At 45.9% G+C, this 19,012-nt stretch carries 15 protein-coding genes and 1 tRNA gene; 13 read left to right on the top strand and 3 right to left on the bottom strand.

Annotated elements, in window-relative coordinates:
- Window positions 1–2: 2 nt before the first annotated feature.
- Both FTU86_RS06365 and FTU86_RS06360 read left to right on the top strand, forming a co-directional pair.
- Complete coding sequence (locus FTU86_RS06365) at window positions 3–2,012, top strand: DUF3488 and transglutaminase-like domain-containing protein (RefSeq protein WP_180036649.1); 2,010 nt, start codon at window positions 3–5, stop codon at window positions 2,010–2,012.
- A 31-nt stretch (window positions 2,013–2,043) separates the two neighbouring features.
- Window positions 2,044–2,120, top strand: a tRNA-Val gene (locus tag FTU86_RS06360).
- A gap of 572 nt (window positions 2,121–2,692) precedes the next feature.
- Here the strand turns inward: FTU86_RS06360 and FTU86_RS06355 are convergent.
- The 3 genes from FTU86_RS06355 to FTU86_RS06345 form a co-directional block, all read right to left on the bottom strand.
- Window positions 2,693–4,405, bottom strand: coding sequence for an electron transfer flavoprotein-ubiquinone oxidoreductase (locus FTU86_RS06355; protein ID WP_180036648.1), 1,713 nt, complete (start codon window positions 4,403–4,405; stop codon window positions 2,693–2,695).
- 107 nt (window positions 4,406–4,512) lie between these two features.
- Window positions 4,513–5,757, bottom strand: coding sequence for an MFS transporter (locus FTU86_RS06350; protein ID WP_180036647.1), 1,245 nt, complete (start codon window positions 5,755–5,757; stop codon window positions 4,513–4,515).
- Window positions 5,758–5,815: 58 nt separating this feature from the next.
- The gene (locus FTU86_RS06345) at window positions 5,816–6,970 is read right to left on the bottom strand and encodes an acyl-CoA dehydrogenase family protein (RefSeq protein WP_180036646.1); all 1,155 of its coding nucleotides are present in this window, start codon (window positions 6,968–6,970) and stop codon (window positions 5,816–5,818) included.
- Window positions 6,971–7,278: 308 nt separating this feature from the next.
- Here FTU86_RS06345 and FTU86_RS06340 point away from each other — a divergent pair, with 308 nt between their 5' ends.
- The 11 genes from FTU86_RS06340 to FTU86_RS06290 all read left to right on the top strand — a co-directional run bounded on the left by FTU86_RS06340 (window position 7,279) and on the right by FTU86_RS06290 (window position 18,988).
- A complete protein-coding gene (locus FTU86_RS06340; RefSeq protein WP_180036645.1) occupies window positions 7,279–8,058 on the top strand; it encodes an enoyl-CoA hydratase in 780 nt (259 codons plus the stop codon).
- A 3-nt stretch (window positions 8,059–8,061) separates the two neighbouring features.
- Window positions 8,062–9,579 carry a 3-hydroxyacyl-CoA dehydrogenase gene (locus FTU86_RS06335; protein ID WP_180036644.1) on the top strand — a complete coding sequence of 506 codons (1,518 nt, stop codon included), beginning with the start codon at window positions 8,062–8,064 and terminating at the stop codon, window positions 9,577–9,579.
- Window positions 9,580–9,591: 12 nt separating this feature from the next.
- On the top strand, window positions 9,592–10,794 hold the full coding sequence (locus FTU86_RS06330) for a 3-oxoadipyl-CoA thiolase (RefSeq protein WP_180036643.1): 1,203 nt from the start codon (window positions 9,592–9,594) through the stop codon (window positions 10,792–10,794).
- Between the two features lie 12 nt (window positions 10,795–10,806).
- Window positions 10,807–12,024 carry a CaiB/BaiF CoA-transferase family protein gene (locus FTU86_RS06325; protein WP_180036642.1) on the top strand — a complete coding sequence of 406 codons (1,218 nt, stop codon included), beginning with the start codon at window positions 10,807–10,809 and terminating at the stop codon, window positions 12,022–12,024.
- 127 nt (window positions 12,025–12,151) lie between these two features.
- Window positions 12,152–13,003 (top strand): IclR family transcriptional regulator, encoded by an 852-nt coding sequence (locus FTU86_RS06320; protein ID WP_180036641.1) that lies wholly within the window; start codon window positions 12,152–12,154, stop codon window positions 13,001–13,003.
- A gap of 249 nt (window positions 13,004–13,252) precedes the next feature.
- Window positions 13,253–13,681, top strand: coding sequence for an I78 family peptidase inhibitor (locus FTU86_RS06315; RefSeq protein WP_005176977.1), 429 nt, complete (start codon window positions 13,253–13,255; stop codon window positions 13,679–13,681).
- A gap of 208 nt (window positions 13,682–13,889) precedes the next feature.
- The gene (locus tag FTU86_RS06310) at window positions 13,890–14,126 is read left to right on the top strand and encodes a hypothetical protein (protein WP_075166657.1); all 237 of its coding nucleotides are present in this window, start codon (window positions 13,890–13,892) and stop codon (window positions 14,124–14,126) included.
- A gap of 344 nt (window positions 14,127–14,470) precedes the next feature.
- Window positions 14,471–15,793, top strand: coding sequence for an NCS2 family permease (locus FTU86_RS06305; RefSeq protein ID WP_005176982.1), 1,323 nt, complete (start codon window positions 14,471–14,473; stop codon window positions 15,791–15,793).
- Between the two features lie 67 nt (window positions 15,794–15,860).
- The gene (locus tag FTU86_RS06300) at window positions 15,861–16,859 is read left to right on the top strand and encodes an adenosine deaminase (protein ID WP_168381847.1); all 999 of its coding nucleotides are present in this window, start codon (window positions 15,861–15,863) and stop codon (window positions 16,857–16,859) included.
- A 145-nt stretch (window positions 16,860–17,004) separates the two neighbouring features.
- The gene (locus tag FTU86_RS06295) at window positions 17,005–17,763 is read left to right on the top strand and encodes a mannosyl-3-phosphoglycerate phosphatase (RefSeq protein ID WP_160241452.1); all 759 of its coding nucleotides are present in this window, start codon (window positions 17,005–17,007) and stop codon (window positions 17,761–17,763) included.
- Window positions 17,764–17,776: 13 nt separating this feature from the next.
- Window positions 17,777–18,988 carry a glycosyl transferase gene (locus FTU86_RS06290; protein ID WP_180036640.1) on the top strand — a complete coding sequence of 404 codons (1,212 nt, stop codon included), beginning with the start codon at window positions 17,777–17,779 and terminating at the stop codon, window positions 18,986–18,988.
- Window positions 18,989–19,012 lie beyond the last annotated feature (24 nt).

Raw genomic sequence — 19,012 nt, 5'->3', positions numbered from 1 at the left:
AGATGAATTCCAGTATCCGTATTTCGATTCTCTCAAGCCTGGGCCTGCTGTTACTGGCACAGCTGATCTATCTGCCTGTGCTGCTCAGTATAATTTTTATCATCATCCTGATTAGTCTGTATTTCAGTCTGCAGCCCGGGCGTCAGCCGATTGCCAAATACTGGACCTTTAGCCTGATTGCGCTGGCGCTGCTGAGTATTTATTTACAGTACCGCGCCTTTATTGGGGTAGAGGCCGGCGTGGCAGTGTTATCAACCTTTTTATTTGCCAAGGCCCTCGAAACCCGAACCCGGCGCGATGTGATTATCCTGTTCAATTTCGCGCTATTTGTCAGTGCCAGTTCCTTCCTGTTTAGCCAGTCAATCTGGATGGCCTTTATGGTCATTTTAAGCCTGCTCAGTTGTCTGATCGGGCTGTATCGCCTGCAAACCAGCGAATTTGAATATCAGGCTTCGGCTGTACAGGCCTTAAAACGCGATGCCCGCCATGTGGGGCGTTTTGTGCTGTATGCACTGCCATTTTTTGTCTTGCTGTTTATGTTTTTCCCGCGGCTACCGCCACTGTGGCATATTCCGATTCCGGAAAATAAAGGTATTACCGGAATTAGTGACAGCATGTCGCCGGGCGATATTGCCGAGCTGTCACAATCTAGCGCGCTGGCCTTTCGGATTATTGGCGATGTGCAGCAACTGCCACCACGGCATGAGCTGTATTGGCGGGCGATGGTGCTGGATGAATATGATGGCCAGCGCTGGCGTAGCAGCTTTGTTAACCAGCAGCCGTTAATGCGTAGCGATGTATTGCAGCCGGCGCATGCGCGTAGTTTTGATTATCAATATCTGGCGGCTGACCCGGGCGTGCGTTGGGTGATGGGGCTGGAGAAATCGGTACCGCTGGAGCGCCGTTATTATAGCCAGCAGGATTGGGGCATTGTACCGCGGCGTTTAACCCAGCGGGTCGAGCCGATTCCATTGCGCTGGATCGGCGATATCCAGACCCAGACCGTGAGTAATGCTCATCTGAATTTACGCATCAATACTCAATTTCCGGTACAGCAGGATCTGCAAGCACAACAATTGGCCCAGCGTTTATTTTTGCACAGCGGACAAGATCCTGAGCGTTATGTACAGCAGGTGCTGCGCTGGTATCGGGAAAATGGCTTTGTATATACCTTAACCCCGGGGCGATTAGGGCAACATCGTGTTGATGAGTTCCTGTTTCAGTCACGTCAGGGCTTTTGTGAACATTATGCTTCCAGTTTTGTGATGCTGATGCGTTATGTCGGAATTCCGGCGCGGGTGGTCACCGGTTATCAGGGTGGAGAGCTGGCCCCGGATGGTAAAAGCTGGGAAGTACGCCAGTTAGATGCGCATGCCTGGACCGAAGTGCTGTTAAACGGCAAATGGCAGCGTTTAGACCCCACAGCAATGATTAGTCCGCAGCGGGTTGAGCAGGGCATGCAAAACCTGATTGCGGAAGATCAGGCGGTATTGGGCGAGCGTGGCAGTGGCTGGACTTATCGGCATTATCATTTAATGAATAAACTGCGTATCTGGAGCGACTATGCCAGCTATCAATGGCAAAGCAAGGTGGTGGGCTATAATGCCGAGTCGCAGCGGGGCTGGCTGGCCAAACTGGGGCTACATTCCAGCTATGCCAATATCCTAATGCTGATACTGACCATTTTAGGTCTGCTGGGGCTATATATGGCCTGGTTGTATTATCAGCATCTTCGCCGGCAGCCAAAACTTGCCCAGCTGTTGCAGACGTTTTCGAAGCCGTTACCGTCTGAATTACAGAAAAAGCCTGCTGAAACGTTTAACATGTGGATGTCTCGTTTGGCGGCTCAGGCTGAGTCACAGCAGCATCATGTGTTTAAGCAGACCGTGCAGTTATATGAGCAGATGCAGTATGCATCTGAGCAGGTTTCTGAGGCAGATTTGAAAAAATTCAAAGCATTGCTGAATTCTTGTGCATCTGCATTGAAAAATCATAGAAAAGGCTTGTCATAAAATTTAAAAGTGAATATGATGCGTCACATATAGGCGTATAGCTCAGTTGGTTAGAGCGCTACGTTGACATCGTAGAGGTCTCCAGTTCGAGTCTGGATATGCCTACCAAATTTTAAAGGCTTATAAGTGAAACACTTATAAGCCTTTTTTAATGTCTGTAATTTGTCGAAAATGGCGCAAATGTTATTTCTTAGGAATAAAATGCGACATAATTTACGCCAAGACCTGTACGCATGAAACTACCAAAGCCAAGAAAAAGAGGGGGATGTCTACCGCATTGCAATAATATTGAATGGAAAGCGCATCTCTGCGACTAGAGATACCGCTAAAGACTATGAAAAGTTTAGAAGACTTATAGCTGTGATCTTGCCCAATTGTTTAAAAAATACAAATTATGAGTTTTTAAGATTCAAATCATGAAACTTATTTTTCAGCAATCAATGGGCAAAGCCTAACTTTTGTATTTCCATGCTCAATGACATTCTATAATCAATATAAGAGCCTTATCTTGTTTTCATTCTTGTTATTCAAATTCACTAGGGTATAGGTTATTTCATTTTTTAATCCCAGCTCCCGAAGGAACTGGGATTACCTACAAAATTAAAGTGAAGAGTTATTCATAACGTCTTCAGGATTGGGTAAATGAGCCAGAAGCTTCGTTCTGACTCAGCGGAATTACCTTACATATTCGGGTAATTCGGACCACCACCACCTTCCGGTGTTACCCAGGTGATGTTCTGTGATGGATCTTTAATGTCACAAGTCTTGCAGTGTACGCAGTTGGCTGCGTTAATCTGGAAGCGCTTGGAACCATCATTATTTTCCATAATTTCATACACACCCGCAGGGCAGTAACGCTGTGCTGGCTCATCCCATTTAGGCAAGTTCACATCGACCGGAATCGAGGCATTGGTTAGCTTCAAGTGTGCAGGCTGGTTTTCTTCATGTACGGTATTGGAAACGAATACTGAAGACAAACGGTCAAAGGTTAATTTGCCATCCGGTTTTGGATAATTCGGCTTAAAGCTCACTGCATCTACAGTTTTTAATGCACTGAAGTCAGGCACTAAATCATGCAGGGTAAACGGCACTTTAAAGATGTTCTGGTCGATGAAGTTAAACGCACCGCCAAACCATTGACCAAACTTATGCATTGCCGGGCCAAAGTTACGCGCGTTGTAGAGCTCTTCTTTCAGCCAGCTGTTGTTGAACTTCTCGGTATAAGACGTTAATTCTTTTGTAAAGAAATCTTCACCCTCAGTCACGCGGGCAATGGCCAAGTCACCACCTTTTTCGACACCGGCAGCAATCGCTTCAAAGACTGCTTCACCACAAAGCATGCCGGATTTCATTGCGGTATGAGAGCCTTTGATTTTGGCAAAGTTCAGGAAGCCGGCATCATCACCAATTAACGAACCACCCGGGAAAGTGAATTTTGGTAGCGAGTTAAAACCACCTTTGGTTACGGCACGCGCACCATAAGAAATACGCTTACCACCTTCCAGATACTGTTTGATTAATGGATGAGTCTTCCAGCGCTGCATTTCCATAAATGGATACATGTGCGGGTTTTCATAAGACAGATCAACGATCATCCCCAGTGTGACCTGGTTGTTTTCAGCGTGGTAGAGCCACCAGCCGCCTGAAGAACCGGTTTCAGACAATGGCCAGCCGGCACCGTGCATCACCAGACCTGGTTTGTGTTTGGCCGGATCAATTTCCCACAGTTCTTTAATGCCGATACCGTAGTGTTGAGGGTCGGCATCTTTATCCAGATTAAATTTCTGGATCAGGCGTTTGCCTAAGTGACCACGACAGCCTTCAGCAAACAGGGTATATTTGGCATGCAGTTCATAACCTGGGGCAAAGTTATGGGTCGGTTCACCATCTTTACCAATGCCCATATCACCGGTTTGAATGCCTTTTACGGTGCCATCTTCATGGTACAGAATCTCAGACGCCGCAAAGCCCGGGAAAATAGACACTTCCAGCTCTTCGGCTTTCTGGCCTAACCAGCGCACCACGTTGCCGAGTGAAATGACATAGTTGCCATCGTTGTGCATGGTTTTTGGTACCATCCAGTGTGGCGCTTCTTTCGAAGTGGTTTCAGACAGCAGGAAGAACGTTTTATCTTCTGTCACCGGTACATTTAAAGGTGCACCTTCTTCTTTCCAGTTCGGGAACAGCTCATTGATGGCACGTGGTTCCAGCACCGCACCTGACAAGATGTGCGCACCGACTTCGGAGCCTTTTTCTACGACACAAACGGACAGATCATTCAGGTTATTTTCAATTGCAAGTTGACGGATTTTAATCGCCGCAGACAGACCCGCAGGGCCAGCACCTACGATAACGACATCAAACTCCATGGCTTCTCGGTTAATATCTTTCATAAAATAAAACTTAATTTCGCTTAGCGGTATTTTATCATCGCTACTCTAGGTTTTCGACAAAATTTAGCTCTCAATATAAAAAAAGCCTCCGAAGAGGCTTTTCATGTTTAGGATTTTTGAGGGTCGTATTGTTTTTCTTTAATGAACAGGGCTGGAATCACACCACAGATGAAGTAAGCCACACCCATCACCACGAAACCTAGACCAATCGAGCCGCCTGTTGCCAGATAACCGATCACGGCTGGTGCGATTGCTGCACCAAGACGACCAACGTTGTATGCACCACCGATTGCGGTACCACGAACTGAAGTCGGGAAGCTTTCGGTCATATAGGTTGCATTTACACCGTATGGAATACCATAAAGGAAACCAAAGATAACCAAGAGATACAGGATATTATCTGGTGAGTTATAGAACACGATCAGTGGAAGGAAGATCGCTGTACCGATTGCACCGAAGGCATACGTAAAACGACGTCCCAGTTTATCTGCCATATAGCCTGCAAGGATTTTACCCAGAATCATTGCGGTATAGGTACCTACCATATAGGCAGTCATTTCTTTGAACTTCATACCCAGTTCACTTTCAAGGTATGATGGCATCCAGTTATTGACACCGTAGTAACCGAACTGCAGGAAGCCCGCGGTGAGTGCCCAAAGAATAAACATATTACGGTTGCGTTTGTCCTGGAAAATCATCTTCCAGGTAGATTCGCTTTTCGCCACAGCTTCTGCTTCAAGTTTCTTGTGACGGTTTTCTTGCCATACTGCAGGTTCAGGCACCATATAGTGCATCATGATGGCCATGACAACAGGAATAGCAGCCACATAGAACAGCATACGCCAGCCATGATCTGGAATTAACCAGCCCGCCAGTAAGGTTGCCACGATATAGCCTACCGTCCAGCCGGCCTGAAGGGTACCCAAGGTGGTGGTACGGTATTTTGTTGGAACGTACTCTGCCATTAAGGTATTACATGCGATATAGAGCGAGCCTAAACCGAGTGCCGCCAGGAAACGTAAAATACCGAATTCCCAGAAAGAATTTGTGAAACCTAAACCACAGGTTAAAATTGAGAATAATAAAATTGAAATGACCACGGTGCGCACACGACCAAACTTGTCACATGCCCAGCCACCATAAATCCCGCCAATTGCCATACCTGCCAGGGTGAAGCTACCCAGCATCCCTGCTTCGACAGGTGTTAAGCCAAACTCCGCTTTAATACTATTTAAGCTATAGGAAAGCAGCATTAAATCTGCGCCATCGACCAACAGGGCGAGGAATGCAAAAGTAAATGCAACTTTCCAGGTGTTTGGCCCAATCTTAGAAACTGTATTCGTTGTCGCCATCGTCCATTACCTATAAAAAAGGCCTGATCTCAACAAGATAGGATCAAGCCAAAATTGATTATTGGGTTGCTTCTCGAATCATATTGCGGGCAATAATGACCTGTTGAATTTGTGTTGTGCCTTCATAAAGACGGAATAAACGCACGTCACGGTAGAAACGCTCAATCGCGTATTCACTGATATAGCCCGCACCACCATGAATTTGCACACCACGGTCTGCTACACGGCCACACATTTCGGTAGCAAACATTTTCGCGCAAGACGCTTCGGTACTGACGTTATGTCCAGCATCACGACGACGTGCTGCATCAAGTACCATACATTTTGCGGCATAAATTTCTGCCTTAGAGTCAGCTAACATGCCTTGAATTAACTGGAAGTTGGCAATGGCCTGACCAAACTGTTTACGTTCAATGGCATATTGCAAGGAGTCATCGAGCATACGTGTTGCAGCGCCCACACTGAGGGCAGCAATATGAATACGGCCTTTATCCAGGACCTTCATTGCTGTTTTAAAACCAACGCCTTCAACGCCACCAATTAGTGCAGAAGCAGGAATACGGCAGTTTTCAAAGATCACGTCACAGGTATGCGCACCTTTTTGTCCCATTTTCTTGTCACGTTTACCCAAGGAAATGCCCGGTAATTTGCTATCCACAATAAAGGCAGAAATAGCAGATGCACCTTTTAACTCAGGATTAGTCCGCGCCATGACGGTAAATACACCGGCATGGGGTGCATTGGTAATAAAACGCTTGGTACCGTTCAGGATATATTCATCGCCATCTTTTACGGCTGTGGTTTTCAGGGATGCAGCATCTGAACCGGAATCTGGTTCTGTTAAACAGAATGAACCAATGATTTCGCCGCTGGCCAGTTTAGGTAAGTAATACTGTTTTTGTTCTTCAGTACCATCAATAATCAGGCCAGATGCGCCAATCCCGTTGTTGGTTCCAATTAGTGAACGGAAGGCTGGAGAGGTGCGTCCAAGTTCAAACGCAATATAGACCTCTTCTTCCATGGTTAGGCCAAGACCTTCATACTCTTCAGGAATGGTTAAACCGAATAAGCCCAACTCTTTCATTTGCTGCACGATTTCTGCAGGGATCTCGTCTGTTTCTGCAACGATCTCTTCATTTGGGATTAATACGCCTTCAACAAATTGGCGAATCATATCGACCAACTGGTCTAAGGTTTCCTGATCACGAACCATGTCCTAACTCCGTATCTAGGATTATGTTTTGTTCACATTCTGATCAATGTGAATAAAAACTCATCACTACGCTAAATTTAAGCGGATACTAATTAAAATTAAAACTGAGATCAATATATACGAAAGTATATTTCGCATAGCGGTATTATTGTTTTGATCTTGGTTTTATGGATAAATCTTTGATTTAATTTGATTAAGCTTATTTTTAGGCAGATTTAAAAAATACTTGTTTCAAGAAGGAATGATTTACTTTGATGCAAAAATATGTATATTGATAACTAAATACCGCTGTGCGAAATGAGAAAATTATGGAAAGCACTGAAATTTTAAAGTTAACTGTACAGGCAGATGGCGTAGCGATTGTCGAAATCCATCGTCCAGAGGCTCGCAATGCATTAAATCTGGAATTACGACAACAACTCTCTGAAGCATTTCAATATCTCTCAAAATCAGATGCTGTAAGAGCTATTGTTTTGACCGGCGGTGAAAAAGTTTTTGCGGCAGGTGCAGATATTAAAGATTTCACCACTGCGACCACAGCACAGATGTATTTACGCCATACCGAACAATACTGGCAGAGCATTACCGACTGTCCAAAACCAATTATTGCAGCGGTCAATGGGTATGCCTTGGGTGGCGGCTGTGAGCTGGCGATGCATGCCGACATTATCATTGCTGGTGAAAATGCCAAATTCGGTCAGCCTGAAGTGAAACTCGGCTTAATGCCAGGCGCAGGTGGTACGCAGCGTTTACTGCGTGCCATTGGTAAATATCAAACCATGCTCTGGGTACTCACCGGCAAGCTGGTCAAAGCGGCTGAAGCTGAGCGTATGGGGCTGGTGTCGGAAGTGGTCGCTGATGAACAGACCATTTCACATGCAATTGAAGTTGCCCAAACCATCGCATCCTTCTCTCCAATTGCCGTACAGCAAATTAAAGAAGTAACCAACCTGGGGCAGGATCAATCCTTACAAGGTGCGTTAGCACTGGAACGTAAAGCCTTCCAGATTTTATTTGATACCAAAGACCAGAAAGAAGGCGTAACGGCATTCTTTGAAAAACGTCCTGCACAGTACACTGGAGAATAAGACATGAGCATTCAATCTATGGCGCTGATAGGGACTGGTGTAATGGGCATGGGCATTGCGCAAATTGCAGCCCAAGCCGGTCTGGAAGTACGTTTGTTTGATGCCAAAGCCGGTGCAGCAGAAGCCGGATTGGCTAAACTCAAAGTTATGCTGGAAAAGCTGCAAGCCAAAGGCAAATTCTCTGCAGAAGAATTGCAGGCAACCTTGGCGCGTTTCAAAATTCTAAACAGTATTGAAGAAATTGCTGGGGTCGATCTGGTGGTCGAAGCCATCATTGAAAACCTGGACATCAAACAAGGCTTATTTAAACAGCTAGAAAGCATTGTTTCCCCTGAAACTATTCTGGCCACCAATACATCATCTCTTTCGGTCACTGCGATTGCTTCAAATCTAGAGCATCAAGGTCGCTTGGCGGGTTTTCATTTCTTTAATCCTGTACCGCTGATGAAAATTGTCGAAGTTATTGCTGGCTTGGCAACAGATGAACAGGTGGTTGCCGATCTGCTGGAGCTGGCACAGCGTATGGGACACTTTGGCGTACGGACCAAAGATACCCCTGGATTTATCGTCAATCATGCTGGCCGTGCCTATGGCACCGAAGCGTTAAAAGCGCTGGGTGAAGGCGTGGCTTCGGTTTCTGAAATTGACCGGATTTTACGGGAGGGTGCCGGTTTCCGTATGGGGCCACTCGAATTATTTGACCTGACGGCTTTGGATGTTTCACATCCGGTGATGGAGTCGATTTTTAATCAGTATTATCAGGAAGACCGTTACCGTCCCCATGCTTTAACCCGTCAAATGCTGGCTGGTAAAAAAGTGGGTCGTAAAGTGGGTGAGGGCTTCTATAAATATGTTGATGGTCAGAAGACCAATGAAGCCCCGGCACAAGCTGTTCCAGCGGTCACAGATTTTTGCCCGGTGTGGATTAAAACCGATGATGAAAAAGATGCCCGCATCTTGCGTGATTATCTCCGTGAGCAAGGCTGTGTCATTGACAGTGCTGAAACCCCAGCGGCCAACAGCTTAATTCTGCTTGCGACCTATGGTGAAGACACTACCACAGCTGCGCTACGCTTTGATGTTGATGCAAGCCGTGCCGTCAGTATTGATATGCTAACGGACTTTGCCAAGCATCGCACCTTAATGCCGTCGATTGCGACAGAAAAAGCTTATATCGATCAGGCACATGCACTGTTTGCTAAAAATGGTCATGGCGTGTCGGTTATTGCAGAAAGTATCGGCTTTATTTCACAGCGTGTATTGGCCATGGTGGTCAATCTGGCTTGTGATATTGCCCAGCAACAAATTGCCACGGCGGAAGATATTGATAAAGCCGTCAAACTGGGATTGGGGTATCCGCATGGACCAATCTCCTGGGGAGATGTTTTGGGTGCAGAACGTATTCTACTCATCCTGGAACGTATTCTGGCCAATAGCGGCGATCAGCGTTACCGCCCAAGTCCATGGCTACAACGTCGAGCCCGTTTAAAACTATCTCTTCTTCACACTGCAGCAGTTTAAGGAATCAAACTCATGTTAAATGCTTATATTTATGATGGATTACGTACGCCCTTTGGTCGTCATGCAGGTAGCCTGGCCACAATTCGTCCAGACAATCTGGCTGCGCATGTGATCAAGGCCCTGGTAGAAAAACACCAGTTACCGGCCAATATCTTTGATGATGTGATTTTAGGAAATACCAATCAGGCCGGTGAAGACAGCCGTAACATTGCACGTCATGCGACATTGCTTGCCGGCTTAGACGTTAAAACACCGGCACAAACTGTGAACCGTTTATGTGCTTCAGGTTTGGCAGCTGTCATTGATGCTGCACGTGCTGTGACCTGTGATGAAGGCGATATTTTCCTGGCAGGCGGGGTCGAGTCGATGTCGCGAGCGCCATTTGTCTTTGCTAAATCAGAAACCCCGTTCAGCCGTGATTTTAAAGTATTTGATTCAACTATTGGCGCCCGTTTCCCGAATCCATTAATTGAAAAACAGTTCGGTAATGACACCATGCCACAAACCGGTGATAACGTTGCGGTGGAATATGGAGTAAGCCGTGAAGATGCTGATCAGTTTGCTGCTGCATCTCAGGCCAAATACGAAGCAGCCAAACAGGCCGGTTTCTTTGCCGATGAAATTGTGGGTATAGAAGTACCACAAGGCCGCAAGTTGCCGCCAAAACTCATCGACCAGGATGAACATCCGCGTCCATCTTCTACTCTGGACGCATTGCAAAAGCTACGTCCACTATTTGACGGTGGGGTAGTCACCGCAGGGAATGCTTCTGGTGTGAATGATGGTGCTGCTGCCCTGATTATTGGTTCGGAAGCAGCCCAAGAAAAACTGGGCATTCAGCCAATGGCGAAAATCATTGCATCTGCCGCCGCTGGAATTGAGCCGCGTATTATGGGTGCCGGTCCGGTTGATGCCATTAAACTGGCGTTAAAGCGTGCTAAGCTGACTTTAGCAGACATGGATATTATTGAGATTAATGAAGCATTTGCATCTCAGGTTCTGGCCTGTCTGAAAGGCTTAGATGTGGCTTTTGATGATATGCGGGTTAATCCAAATGGTGGTGCGATTGCAGTTGGTCATCCACTGGGTGCTTCGGGTGCTCGTTTAGTGCTGAGCACTGCACGAGAATTGCAGCGTAGCCAGAAAAAATATGCTGTGATTAGTCTGTGTATTGGTGTAGGGCAAGGCCTTGCGCTTGTGATTGAACGCGTATAAAAGGAAAAACACATGGGTGCATTAGAGGGTATTCGCGTACTGGATTTAAGTCGCGTACTGGCCGGTCCTTGGTGTGGTCAAATCCTTGCGGATTTAGGCGCGGAAGTGATTAAAGTTGAACGTCCTAAAACGGGTGATGATACCCGTATGTGGGGACCACCATGGATGAAAAACAATCAGGGTGAAAATACGCGTGAAGCTGCGTATTATCAATCTGCCAACCGCAATAAAATGTCGGTTGCCATTGATATCTCGACCCCTGAAGGGCAGGAGCTGGTAAAGGCGCTGGCGGCTGATTCAGATGTGGTCATTGAAAATTACAAAGCCGGCTCTTTGAAAAAATATGGCTTGGATTATGACAGCCTCAGTGCGATTAATCCGAAACTGGTGTATTGCTCGATTACCGGATTTGGCCAGACTGGACCACGTGCCCCTGAACCTGGCTATGACTTTATCATTCAGGGGATGGGCGGCTTGATGTCGGTCACCGGTGAGAAAGATGATTTACCGGGTGGTGGACCGCAGAAAGTCGGTGTGGCTTTTGCTGACTTAACCACAGGTCTTTATTCAACAATTGCAATTCAGGCTGCTTTGCTGAACCGTCATATAACGGGACTGGGGCAGCATCTGGATATGGCTTTACTTGATGTTCAGGTTGCTTTGCTGGCTAACCAGGGTATGAACTATTTGGCCTCGGGTAAAATCCCGGGTCGTTATGGTAATGCACATGCCAATATTGTGCCGTATCAGGTCTTCCGTGCTGCCGATCAGGACTTTATTATTGCGTGTGGTAACGACAAGCAGTTTGTGGCTTTAAGTAATGCTATCGGTTTACCAGACCTGCCAAATGATCCGCGCTTTGTAACTAATGCGCTGCGTATTCAGCATCGTACTGAAATTACTGAGTTATTGGCCCAGCATTTCTTGAGCAATACGGCTAAACACTGGGTAGAAGCGATTCATGCGGTGCAAGTTCCGGTAGGCTTAATTAATAATCTGGAACAAGCCTTCCAGGAACCGCAAGTTCAGGCGCGTAATATGCTGGTGGACATGCAGCATCCGTTAAAGGAAAACTTAACTGTCATTGGTTCGCCAATTAAAATGTCACGTACACCAGTCGAGTACCGCAAGGCACCTCCGATGCTGGGTGAGCATACTGATGAGATCCTGTCTCGCGTGATTGATTCAGAAAAGCTCGACTTGCTGAAATCGAAAGGAATTGTGGGTTAATTCAAACCTGCGTGTATTAAGTTTTATCAAGAAGCAACTTTAATCAAGTTGCTTCTTTGCTATCTCGTCAATAATTATCTATAATTTCGCAATGCGAAACAGAATTTGAATGCAAGGACGGTAAAACATGCCAGATGATGTACCTGAAAACGATCAGTCGGAAAAGTTACTGACTACACCTCTGCGTCATGAATTATTACATCCGATTGAAGACATGCAGGATGAAAATGACCGTCAATTTATTACTGCCCTGGCACGCGGTTTAGAGTTATTGCGCTGTTTCAGTCCAAAGCATCAGCATCTGGGCAATCAAGAATTATCACAAATGACCGGTTTGCCAAAACCGACCATTACCCGTTTAACCCATACTTTGTCGCGTTTGGGCTATTTAAAGCAGGTGCCCAATTCGAGTAAATTTCAGCTTTCCGTTGGGGTGCTGTCTTTTGGCTATTCCATGTTAGCCAATTTATCTTTGCGTTCAGTTGCACATCCGCTCATGAAAAACCTGGCAGATTATGCTGAAGCCGCAGTTGCCATGGCGACACGTGACCGCCTGAACATGATTTATCTGGATGTGGTACAAGGCAAGGGGAATGTCACCATGCGACGTCAGGTCGGAACGCACTTGCCCATTCATTTAAGCTCGATGGGGCGTGCCTGTCTGGCTGCAATGCCTGAAGATGAGCGTGAGTTTTTACTGGATGCCATTCGCACCAAACATGCTGCAGATTGGCCTAAAATTAAAGAAGATCTAGACCAGGCATTTAAAGACTATCAGGAATATGGTTACTGCTTTTCGATTGGAGACTGGCATAAGGATGTGAACTCTGTTGCCGTACCTTTTATACATGAGCAACATGGTTTACTGGTCTTTAATTGTGGTGGCCCAAGCTTTCTGCTGAATCGCGAAAAAATTGAAACAGATATTGCACCAAGGTTATTGCATATGGTGAATAATATTCGCACTGAAGTGGGTTAACTTTTATCTTGAAACTGTTAGGTGGGGCAGACGCCCACCAAATTCTAAAGGCTTATAAGTGAACTACTGATAAGCCTTTTTTTATCTCTGTAATTTCTCCATCCATCATTTTATCAGTGACTGTTCTATATAAGTCAAAGCTGCCCCTCATCAAGACTAACAAGAAGCTTTCTCCCTCTTTTGCAAAAAAGACACAGCAGGTCCAGTAAAATTTGCTAGGCTAATATTTTTTATACAAGAATACTGCCCATGAAAAATATTGTTCTTTTTGCTGCGCTTGCAGCCTCGCTTATGGCCTGTAGCACCGTACAGCAACCCCCAGCACAGGTAGGACTTGCCAATCCGGCCAGTCAATATTGTATTGAACAGGGCGGCCGACTGGAAATTAAAGACGAACACAGTGGTCAGGTGGGCTATTGCCATTTGCCAGATGGCAGTATCGTTGAAGAATGGGCGCTGTTCCGTCAGCAGCCAGGCCAGTGTGTGGCAGAAGAAGCCAAAAAACTGATTGGGCAATCGGGCAGTTTGCCACAGAGCGAAATCAAGCAGCGGACCCAGGCCAAAATTGTTCGCAGCGTCCATCCTGGCCAGCCGGTCACCATGGATTATCGCGCTGACCGAGTCACAGTAACCATTGATCCGAACAGTAATAAAATTGTGCAAGCATCCTGCGGTTAAGGCTAAACAGTCCGCCCAGTGCGGACTTTTTTATGGGTGTCAGGAAATTGAAATTTCAATAGGTGAGGGTAGGAGTGAGTTAAAGGCCAATTGAATGCTTGAATTGTTAAAATTTGATTAATACACAAAATGAAAGTTGTGACATAGTTCACGTATTGTTTATTTTTCTGTTAGTATAAATTAAATTTGTTTAATAATAGTAAAGAACATGAGGCAAATCCTGATCGTGACCTTTATTGTCATGGTTGTCCTGTTAATGGTCTGGGTGTTTCAGCAGGAACAACACCGCAGACAACAAGAAATGCAGAATATTGTGCAGGAGGCACGCGACTCTCTGCATCTGATTGAACAAGATCGGGCTTCACATCGTTCATCGCTGGATGATCACATGCGACAGATCGAACCCTCTATTGAGCGGGCTGGAAGTTTAGGCCAAAAATTCTAATTCAGCATGAAATGCTCTGAATGAAAATTAAAGATAAATTTTAGAAACAATGAAAAATCAGTGTGATATAATTTACCCATTAGACAATTAAATTAGCGTATTTATTTTTTAAATAGTTGATTTAATTATGGTAAGTAAAGCTGCATAAAGTTATGCGGCTTTTTTGTTTAGAATTTATCTGATTTGAGCTGTTAAGGGCTCAAAGCATAATGGCTAAATAGACTTATCCTGTGCGTGTAACTTTTGGCATATCCGTTGCTTGGCAATGCTAGGGGTAGGGATGAATTTTCTCCGTACTTTCGCATCACTGTTGGGTATTTAAGTTTATTTACAAGGGCGAGGTCATGACGACTCCTAATCCATCTTCAGAAAATGTGCTTGAGCGCTTATTTAAGTTAAGCGAAAACAAGACCAGTTTTCGTACTGAGGTTCTTGCCGGTGTAACCACATTCTTAACTATGTGTTACATCATTATTGTCAATCCAATGATTTTATCCGAAACCGGGATGGATCACGGGGCTGTCTTTGTTGCAACCTGTCTGGCAGCCGCAATTGGCTGTCTGGTGATGGGACTGATTGCCAACTATCCGATTGCGCTGGCACCGGGTATGGGCCTGAATGCCTATTTCACCTATTCGGTTTGTCTGGGCATGGGTGTGCCTTGGCAAACTGCGCTGGCTGCGGTGTTTGTATCCGGTCTGGTGTTTATTGCCATCAGCATGTTCAAAATTCGTGAAGCCATTGTCAATGCCATTCCAATGTCCCTGAAACTGGCCATTGGCGGCGGGATTGGTTTATTCCTGGCCTTAATTGCACTAAAAAACGCAGGCATTATTGTCGATAACCCGGCGACTTTGGTGGGTCTGGGTGACTTGAAACAGCCTTCAGTGCTGTTGGCCTTATTTGGCTTCCTGATGATTGTGGTGATGCACCAATTCAAGGTGCGTGGTGCAATTATCATCAGTATTCTGGTGTTAACGGCTATTTCTACGGCTTTGGGCTTAAGCGAATTTAAAGGTGTGGTCGGTGAAATCCCGTCTATCGCGCCAACGTTCATGCAAATGGACTTTGAAGGTCTGTTTACTGCCAGCCTGATCGGGGTGATTTTCGTCTTCTTCCTGGTCGATCTGTTTGACTCCACCGGTACCCTGGTCGGCGTTTCACACCGTGCGGGCCTGCTCAAAGATGGTAAATTGCCACGTTTGAAAAAAGCCTTATTTGCCGATTCATCTGCCATTGTAGCGGGTGCAGCACTGGGTACCTCTTCAACCACACCGTATATTGAATCGTCTGCCGGTGTTGCTGCTGGCGGCCGTACCGGTCTGACTGCGGTAGTGGTCGCGGTGCTGTTTGTACTGTGTTTATTCCTGGCACCACTGGCCCAATCGGTACCAGGCTTTGCTACTGCACCTGCCTTGTTATTTGTGGGTGTGCTGATGATTCAGGGCATTGTACATATTGACTGGGAAGATATTACTGAAGCGGTTCCAGCCTTCCTGACCATCGTATTTATGCCATTTACCTACTCGATTGCAGACGGTATTGCCATGGGCTTTATTAGCTATGCGTTGATCAAGCTGTTGACCGGTAAAGCTTCATCTGTGCCATATATGGTGTGGATTATTGCAGTATTGTGGGCATTAAAATTCGCGTTATTTGGCGGTTAATCCCCAGCAACCATTTTGAGGGTGTAAACTCGGTTTGCACCCTTTTTTATTTTCATGAGGATGAGAGATGAATCAACTTGAGCTGATTCGCGCCTTACCCAAGGCAGAGTTGCATGTCCATATTGAAGGGACGTTTGAGCCGGAACTGATGTTTGCCATCGCGCAGCGTAACAACATTGCCATTCCATATCAGTCAGTCGAGGAAGTCAAAGAGGCCTATAACTTTCATAACCTGCAGTCGTTTTTAGACATCTATTATGCCGGTGCCAATGTACTGGTACATGAGCAGGACTTTTATGATCTGGCCTGGGCCTATTTTGAAAAGTGTGCAGAAGATCAGGTGGTACATACCGAAATGTTCTTCGATCCGCAAACTCATACTGACCGCGGGATTGCCTTTGCGACAGTAATTAACGGTTTGCAACGTGCCTGTGATGATGCACAAAGCAAACTGGGCATCAGTTCCCGTTTAATCATGTGTTTCTTGCGTCATCTTAGCGAAGAAGCAGCATTTGTAACGCTGGAACAGGCACTGCCGTATAAAGAACAGATTATTGCAGTCGGTCTGGATTCCAGCGAAGTGGGGCATCCGCCTGCTAAATTTGCCCGCGTTTTTGCCAAAGCCCGTGAATACGGTTTCTTGGTGGTGGCGCATGCCGGTGAAGAAGGTCCACCAGAATATATCTGGGAAGCACTGGACTTGCTGAAAGTGAATCGTATTGACCACGGCGTGCGTTCTGAAGAAGATCCGGCACTGATGCAGCGTCTGATTCAGGATGAAATGCCGCTTACGGTGTGCCCGCTCAGTAATTTAAAACTGTGCGTGGTGCAGGATATGCGGCAGCACAATATCCGCCGTTTGTTACAGCAGGGCGTGAAGGTGACGGTTAACTCGGATGATCCGTCTTATTTCGGCGGCTATATGAATGACAACTTTATTGCCATTACCGAAGCGTTAGATTTAAATGCAGATGAGTTAAAGCAACTGGCGATTAACTCTTTTGAAGCCTCGTTCCTGCCAGCAGCGCAGAAACAGGCCTGGATTGAAAAAATCCAGGCGTTATAAGCGCATCTAGCTTCATAAAATGATGAAAAAAATAGGCCTACTTCATGTAGGCCTGTTACTTTCTTGTTATAAAAAAGTAAGTTAAACCAATATTAGGCTAAGAATCTTATAGGATTCTACACAGATAAAGCCAATATAAGTACAGATGCCAAAATTTATAATTTTTACAGATTTAGATGGGACTTTATTAAATCATGATAATTACAGCTATGGGCAGAACATAGAGCTGATCCAGCGTTTAATTCCGGATTCTCCGGTTATTTTATGTAGCAGTAAAACCGCAGCGGAAATCCGCCATTTGCAGCAACAGCTCGGTTTAAGCGGCATGCCTTTTGTGGCTGAAAATGGGGCATATATCTATTTTAATGCGCAGCATGACTATCAAAGTCCCTTATCCAGTACCGACATTGCGGTGCAACTACAGCAGTTAAAAGCAGACTATGGCTTAAATTTTCAATGCTTTAGTGATTGTGATGCCGCGCAGATTGCAGCGCTGACCGGTTTGGCGCTGGACGATGCAGCACGGGCTTTAGAGCGTCCGTATAGCGAAGTCATTATCTGGAATCCGGACAGCCGAGCCGAAGATGAAGCGACATTGTCGCAATATCTGGCCAGTAATTTGCATATGCTTCATGGTGGACGCTTTAGCCATATTTTAAGCCGGGACTGTGATAAATCACTGGCGGTGAACTGGCTGAAACAGTTTTATCCGGCACAAACGGTATGTATCGGGCTGGGGGACAGTGAAAATGATCTCGATATGCTGAAAGCCTGTCAGCATGCTGTGGTGGTCAAACGGCCGTATAAAGCAGCATTGGCATTAGAACACGATTCTGTGTACTTCACCCGGCAGCAGGCACCAGCGGGTTGGGCAGAAGGATTACAGTACTTTTTACAACAATAAACTGGAGAGGAAGATGGTCGATTTTGCACAAGAAGGCATGATTACAACAATACATGATTTAAAACAGCGCCATCTACATGAATACGAACAGGAACTTCGTGAATTTACCAAGTCCAAACCGGTCACCTTAATTTTACCTTCCTTATATTCCGAGCTTGAACATCCGGCCTTAACCCAGATTGTCGAAGAATTAAAAGGCGCCGATTATATCCAGCAGATTATTATTGGTCTGGATCAGGCCAATGCGGAGCAGTTTGCTCATGCGCGGGAATTTTTCTCGGTATTGCCGCAGAACCATGTAATTTTATGGAATGATGGGCCACGTTTGCAGCAGCTGCATCAGCAGTTAAATCAGTTAAATGTCGCGCCTTTGCAGCGTGGCAAAGGTCGTAATGTCTGGTATTGTGCCGGTTATGCCATGGCCGAAGGCAAGAGTCAGGTGGTGGCGATGCACGATTGCGATATTCGTACTTATAAACGTGACATGCTGGCCCGGCTGATTTATCCGATGGTACATCCACAATTCAGCTTCCAGTTTTCCAAAGGTTATTATGCGCGGGTGGCTGACCGGAAAATGAATGGCCGGGTATCACGTCTACTGGTGTCACCTTTATTACAGGCGCTGAAAAAAGTCTTCGGGCCGCTTGATTATCTGCTTTATCTTTCAGCCTTTCGTTATCCCTTGTCGGGGGAAATGGCAATTCATGTCGAAGCGTTACGTGATCTGAAGGTGTCAGGCGATTGGGGTCTGGAAATTGGCGTGCTGTCGGAAATTTACCGCAACTATTCCACCAAGCGCATCTGTCAGGTCGATATTGCCGATGATTATGAACATAAACATCAGGAAGTCACTACCGCCAATGGTGATGGCGGCCTAAAACGGATGAGCCGGGATATCGCACTGGCATTTTTCCGTAAGCTGGCGGCGCTGGGGGTGCAGGTCAGTCTGGACAATATCCGGATTATCCGTGCGGCCTATTATCGCAATGCGCTAGATTTGATTGATCACTATTATTATGATGCCACCACCAATGGCCTGAATTATGACCGGCACAGCGAAGAAAATGTGGTGGAATTATTTGCCCAGAGCATTGTTGAGGCAGGGGAGCAGTTTATGAATTACCCGAACCAGCAGTCTTTTATTCCAAGCTGGAACCGGGTGCAATCGGCCTGTCCAACGGTATTTGCGGATATGAGGCAGGCAGTTGCCCTGGATAATGCTTAAATTTGCCATTTATTTGTGCATTGC

This window comes from Acinetobacter sp. YH12155 (assembly GCF_013418255.1).
Classification (GTDB): Bacteria; Pseudomonadota; Gammaproteobacteria; order Pseudomonadales; family Moraxellaceae; genus Acinetobacter; species Acinetobacter indicus.
Note: the sequence above shows the minus strand (reverse complement) of the source record. Positions and strands in the feature narration are given on the sequence as shown.